Annotated in this window: 8 protein-coding genes; 6 read left to right on the forward strand and 2 right to left on the reverse strand. The window is 75.5% G+C overall.

The annotated features are described in order from the left end of the window. The 5 genes from NH602_RS27485 to NH602_RS27505 all read left to right on the forward strand — a co-directional run. Positions 1–382: DUF2064 domain-containing protein (locus tag NH602_RS27485; RefSeq protein WP_253069311.1), on the forward strand; the 382-nt coding region annotated here is incomplete at its 5' end. After that, entirely contained in the window at positions 379–1,002 is a 624-nt protein-coding gene (locus NH602_RS27490) for a class I SAM-dependent methyltransferase (RefSeq protein ID WP_253069312.1), read from the forward strand. The genes NH602_RS27485 and NH602_RS27490, both read left to right, overlap by 4 nt. Continuing rightward, the gene (locus tag NH602_RS27495; RefSeq protein WP_253069313.1) at positions 999–2,255 is read left to right on the forward strand and encodes a molybdopterin-dependent oxidoreductase; all 1,257 of its coding nucleotides are present in this window, start codon (positions 999–1,001) and stop codon (positions 2,253–2,255) included. The genes NH602_RS27490 and NH602_RS27495 overlap by 4 nt, the downstream gene beginning before the upstream one ends. After that, complete coding sequence (locus NH602_RS27500; protein ID WP_062399489.1) at positions 2,239–2,679, forward strand: hypothetical protein; 441 nt, start codon at positions 2,239–2,241, stop codon at positions 2,677–2,679. The genes NH602_RS27495 and NH602_RS27500 overlap by 17 nt, the downstream gene beginning before the upstream one ends. Beyond that, positions 2,676–3,044, forward strand: coding sequence for a hypothetical protein (locus NH602_RS27505; protein ID WP_062399487.1), 369 nt, complete (start codon positions 2,676–2,678; stop codon positions 3,042–3,044). The genes NH602_RS27500 and NH602_RS27505 overlap by 4 nt, the downstream gene beginning before the upstream one ends. Positions 3,045–3,051: 7 nt before the next feature. On the opposite strand, the gene NH602_RS27510 is transcribed toward NH602_RS27505, so the two are convergent. Both NH602_RS27510 and NH602_RS27515 read right to left on the reverse strand, forming a co-directional pair. Next, complete coding sequence (locus NH602_RS27510) at positions 3,052–3,471, reverse strand: DUF86 domain-containing protein (RefSeq protein WP_073575717.1); 420 nt, start codon at positions 3,469–3,471, stop codon at positions 3,052–3,054. Then, positions 3,468–3,866, reverse strand: a complete 399-nt coding sequence (locus NH602_RS27515; RefSeq protein ID WP_073575716.1) for a nucleotidyltransferase family protein — start codon at positions 3,864–3,866, stop codon at positions 3,468–3,470. The genes NH602_RS27510 and NH602_RS27515 overlap by 4 nt, the downstream gene beginning before the upstream one ends. 80 nt (positions 3,867–3,946) lie before the next feature. On the opposite strand from NH602_RS27515, the gene NH602_RS27520 reads away from it, so the two are divergent. Then, on the forward strand, positions 3,947–5,230 hold the full coding sequence (locus NH602_RS27520) for a geranylgeranyl reductase family protein (protein ID WP_251783131.1): 1,284 nt from the start codon (positions 3,947–3,949) through the stop codon (positions 5,228–5,230). Positions 5,231–5,514: the final 284 nt, after the last annotated feature.

Below are 5,514 nucleotides of genomic sequence, written 5' to 3' on the forward strand. Positions count from 1 at the left end.
CCCGGGCCGCCCCACCCTGCAGGTCGGGATGGACACCCCGCAGGCCACGGCCGAGCTGCTGTCCCACTGTGCGGACCGGCTCGCCGAACCGGGTGTGGACGCCGTCCTCGGCCCCGCGACCGACGGCGGCTGGTGGGTGCTGGGCCTGCGCGACCCGCTCGCCGCCGCCGCGCTGCACGGCGTGCCGATGTCGACCGCCGAGACCGGCGACCGGACGCTGGACGCGCTGCGGGCCGCCGGCCTGCGGGTGGCCCTCACCGAGCCGCTGACCGACGTCGACACGGGGGCGGAGGCCGTCGCCGTCGCCGCGCAGGTCCCGGGGAGCCGCTTCGCCCGCGCCGTCGCCGAGCTCAGGCTGCGATGTCCGGAGGTGTCGGTGTGACCGTGACCGCCGAGGGCTTCGACATGCCGTTGTCCGGCGCCCCCTCCCGCCTGCTCTGCGACGACGGCACCGAGATCGCGCTGGACGTCGGCCGCTGGGCCGACGCCGCCGGTGGCTGCGACGACTGGCTGCTGCGCCACTGCGCGGGCCCCACACTCGACCTCGGCTGCGGGCCCGGCCGGCTGCTCGTCGCGCTCGCCGCGCGCGGGATCGCCGCCCTCGGCGTCGACGGTTCCGCCGTCTCCCGGGTCCTGTGCCGCCGCCGCAGCGTCGCGATGGTCCAGGCCGACCTGTTCGGCCCGCTGCCCGGCGAGGGCAGCTGGTCCCACGTGCTGCTCGCCGACGGCAACATCGGCATCGGCGGCGACCCGGTCGCCCTGCTCACCCGCGCCGCGCGGCTGCTCGCCCACGGCGGGACGGTGCTGGTGGAGGCCGACCCGCGCCCCGAACACGCGTGGCGCGGTACCGCCCGGGTGCTGTGCGGCAGCGGTGCGGGCGAGCCGATCCCGTGGGCCGCGCAGGGCGCGGTGCCCCTCGCCGTGACGGCCGGGCGGGCCGGTCTGCGGGTGACCGACGTGCACCTCGGCGCCCGGGTGTTCCTGGAGCTGACCGGGCCGTGAGGCGCGTGGTGCGGTGGCGCAGCCCGATCCGGGGCCCCTGGCTGACCTCGATGTTCGCGCTGCCACTGCTGGTCGGGCTCCCCGTCGTGGCGTTCACCGGGCTGCTCGACCGGCTCGCCTACGGCCGGGAACAGGCCATCCCGGCCGCCGACGCCGTCGGCGGACTGCAGCTGCCGTGGTGGGACTGGCCCGCGTCACCGGCCTGGCTGTTCCGGCTCACCGAGGGCCTGCACGTCGGGCTCGGGATCGTGCTGGTGCCGCTGGTCCTGGCGAAGCTGTGGTCGGTCATCCCGAAGCTGTTCACCGCACCCGAACGCAACCCGGTGACGTTCCTGGAACGGCTGTCACTGGTGCTGCTGGTCGGCTCGATCCTGTTCCTGATCGTCACCGGCCTGCTGAACGTCCAGTACGACTACGTCTTCGGCTTCTCGTTCTACGACGGCCACTACGCCGCGGCCTGGGTGTTCCTGGCCTCGTTCGCGTTGCACGTGGTCACGAAGCTCCCGACGATGGTCCGGTCGCTGCGGGGCCGATCGCTGCGCACCGAGCTGGCCACGCCGCTCGCCGCCACCCGGCCCGAGCCGGCACACCCGCTGGTCGCGCCCGACCCGGACCCCCCGACGATGTCGCGGCGCGGCGCGCTCGCCCTGGTCGGCGGCGGGATGCTCTTCGTCGCGGCACTGACCGTCGGCCAGTTCACCGACCGGCTCCGGTCGACGGCGCTGCTGCTGCCCCGCGGCCGGACGACGGCGCCCGACAGCACCGAGCGGGGCGGCCCGAACGACTTCCCGGTCAACCGCACGTTCGTCGCGTCCGGCATCGCCCCGGCCGCGGTCGGGAGCGCCTGGACGCTGACCCTGACCGGCGGCACGGCACCGGTGGTGCTCGACCGGGCGGCGCTGGCCGCGCTGCCGCAGCACACCGCGGAGCTGCCGATCGCCTGCGTCGAGGGCTGGTCGACCTCGCAGGTGTGGACGGGGGTGCGGCTGACCGACCTGGCCCGCGCCGCGGGCGTGACCGACCCGGAGACCGCGGAGGTGCGGTCGGTCGAGGTGGGGAGTCCGTTCGCCCGCTCGCTGCTCAACCGCGGCCAGACGCTGTCGCCGGACTCGCTGCTCGCGCTGCGGGTCAACGGCGCCGAGCTGTCACCCGACCACGGGTACCCGGCGCGGCTGATCGTCCCGGCGCTCCCCGGGGTGCACAACACCAAGTGGGTCGCGACGATCGGGTTCTCCCGTGCTGCTCCTCGGTAGCCGCCTGCTCGCCGCCCTCGGCTGCTTCGCGCTCGCCGGGTGGGCGGTGTACGCGATCGTCGGCGGGTCCCCGGACCTGGTCACGATGGCCTGGTGGTTCGCCGGCGCGGTCCTGCTGCACGACCTCGTGCTGTTCCCGCTCTACGCCGCCGGGGACCGGCTGCTGCTGCTCGCGCTGCCCCGCACCCGGGTGCCGCTGGTCAACCACGTGCGGATCCCGGTGCTCGGCTCCGGGCTCGCGCTGCTGATGTTCCTGCCCGGGATCATCCGGCAGGGCGCGCTGAGCACGCTGAACGCGACCGGGCTGGACCAGGAGCCCTACCGGATGCGGTGGGTGTGGCTGACCGTCGTGCTGTTCGCCGTCTCCGCGCTGGTCTGGACAGTGCGGACACTGCTCGCCCGCCGGGCAGTATCGGAGCCATGAGCGAACCCGTCTTCGACAAGCGCGACCAGCTCGACAAGGTCGCCGCCGGCCTGCTGGAGGGCGAGCGGATCATCGCCGTCTACGACGCGATCGGTGCCGGCACCGGCTTCCTCGGACTCACCGACCTGCGGGCGGTCCTGCAGGACAACTCCTTCGTCGGCAAGCGCACCGCGATCACCTCGATCCCCTACGGCCGGATCTCCTCGGTGTCGTTCGTCGCCGACCGGAACCTGCTGGGCCGGTTCGCGAGCTCCAGCCAGATCGCGATCACCGTCGGGGCGGCCGTGCACGAGGTGGCCTTCCGCGGCGACGACAAGGCCCGCCACGCCCACGACGTGATCCTCTGGCACCTGACCCGGTCGTGACCGGAGTTCACGCGTCGCGCAGCGCCGCCAGGAACGCGAGCAGGTCGGCAGGGCCCTGCGAAGCGATGGTGTGGACCCGGCGCAGGTCGAGCTCGCCGTAGGCGTGGACCAGTAGGTTGCGGAACGCGGCCGCCCTGGCCAGCCGGTCCGCCAGTCCGGTCTCGACGACGCCGTGCCTCCCGAGCAGGCGGAACGCGTCACCGTAGGTGGGCGGCGAGCCGAGCCCCGATGTGACGCAGGCCGACACCGCCATGTCGATGACGACCTGGATGGCCTGCCACAGGTGCAGGACGACGGCGTCGGTCGCGTCGGTCATCGGGGCCAGCCCGTCCGGGTCCGACGGCAGCCGGTCCCGCACACGGTCGAGGTGCCGGCGGACCGTCGCCGCGCGCTCGGCGAGCAGTTCCGGCCGGATCGCCCCGCTCACCGCCCGAGCCCCGCGAGGACGTCCTGCTGAGCACGCCGGATCACGGGACCGGCGTCGCACCAGAAGCGGGTGGCCTCCAGCACGAAGTCGCGATACGCGTCGCCGGACGTGTACAGGGCGACGCCGTCGCGGGCTGCCTCGTACCGGAGCAGCGCGGTGGCCCGGTCGAGGTCGACGAGGTCGACGGCGTCCGTACCCAGCGCCGACGCGACCGCGTCGAGCAGCGTGGCCGGGTCGGCGTCGCCGCGATAGCCCAGGTCCCAGTCCGACCCGGCATGCTCCTGACCGCGGCTGCGCGACCCGTGCAGGAGCAGGAGCGTCAGTCCCGGTACCCGGGCCGCCACCACCCGGACGGCGTCGAGCCGGGCCGGGTCCTGTGTCTGCGGTCCGATCACGGGTGCCACGGTAGCGGCCCCGGTCGTGACCGGGGGCACGCTCGGCGGCGGCCGCCCGGCCGGGTTGCGACACTGGGGTCATGAGCACCGGCCCCGTCCCGCCCGCCACCACTCCGGACTCCACCGACGTGCTCGTCGTCGGGGCGGGACCGGCCGGGTCGGCGGCGGCGGCGTGGGCGGCCCGGCACGGGCTCGACGTCGTCCTCGCCGACTCCGCCACCTTCCCCCGCGACAAGGCCTGCGGTGACGGGCTGACCCCGCGCGCGATCGCCGAGCTGGGGCACCTGGGCCTCGGTGGCTGGGTCGACTCGCACGGCACCAACCAGGGGCTGCGCGCGCACGGGTTCGGGCAGGTCCTGGAGCTGCCGTGGCCGGGCGGGTCGCTGCCGGCGCACGGCTCGGCGATCCCGCGCACCGAGCTCGACGCGGGCATCCGCCGGGTCGCCCTGGAGGCCGGCGCGACCCCGATGGAGGGCGCCAAGGCCGTCGACGTGACGTTCGCCGGGGGCCGGGTCGACTCCGTGCTGTTCGACGACGGCCGCTCCGTCCGGTGCCGCAGACTCGTCGTCGCCGACGGGGCGCGCTCCACGCTCGGGCGGGTGCTGGGCCGGGAGTGGCACCAGGACACCGCCTACGGCGTCGCCGCCCGTGGCTACGTCAGCTCCGGCCGGCACGACGACCCGTGGATCAGCTCGCACCTGGAGCTGCGTGGCGAGGCCGACGAGGTCCTGGCCGGGTACGGCTGGCTGTTCCCGCTGAACGACGGCCGGGTCAACATCGGCGTCGGCACCCTGGCCACCGACCGGCGCCCGGCGAACATCAAGCTGCGCGGCCTGATCGACCACTACGCGAACGCGCGCCGCGCCGAGTGGGAGCTCGGCCCGGAGGTCGAGCTGGTCCGCTCCGCGCTGCTGCCGATGGGCGGGGCGGTGTCCGGCGTCGCCGGGCCGAACTGGGCGCTGGTCGGCGACGCGGCGGGCTGCGTGAACCCGCTCAACGGGGAGGGCATCGACTACGGCCTGGAGACCGGCCGGCTGGTCGCGGAGCTGCTCGCGTCGGGCGCCGACCTGGACCGCGCCTGGCCCGCCACCCTGCGCTCGCACTACGGCCTGGCGTTCTCGATCGCGCGGCGGCTCGCCGGGCTCATCACGATCCCGCGGCTGCTGCCGCTGGCCGGGCCGGTCGGGATGCGGTCGCGGGCCCTGATGACCGTCGCGCTGCGGGTGATGGGCAACCTCGTGACCGACGAGGACCGCGACCTGACCGCCCGTGCCTGGCGGGCCGCCGGGAAGCTGTCGGTCCGTCTCGACGACCGGCCCCCGTTCCCCGCGGCCGACCTGCGCACACCGGTCACGGCGCGCTGAGGGCTCCGGGGCGGGAGGATCACCGGGTGGTGGCAGCGTGCCGTCCACCGGGGTGACCGGTTCCGGACGGTACGGTCGCCGCCAGGAGGTCCGCCACGACGGCGGACGGCCGGTGCACGCGCCCGCGGCCCGGCTGTACCAGCAGACCGGGAGGGCCCGTGACCCGCGGCGACGATCCGGAGCGCACCCGCAGGGATGCGTCCGACCCGTGGCGGACGGGGAACCGCCGGCAGCGGCCGCCGGGCGGCCCCGGGCCCGACCCCACCCGTCGCGTCGGCGGGGCC

This window comes from Pseudonocardia sp. McavD-2-B (assembly GCF_024124365.1).
GTDB classification, from domain to species: Bacteria; Actinomycetota; Actinomycetes; order Mycobacteriales; family Pseudonocardiaceae; genus Pseudonocardia; species Pseudonocardia alni.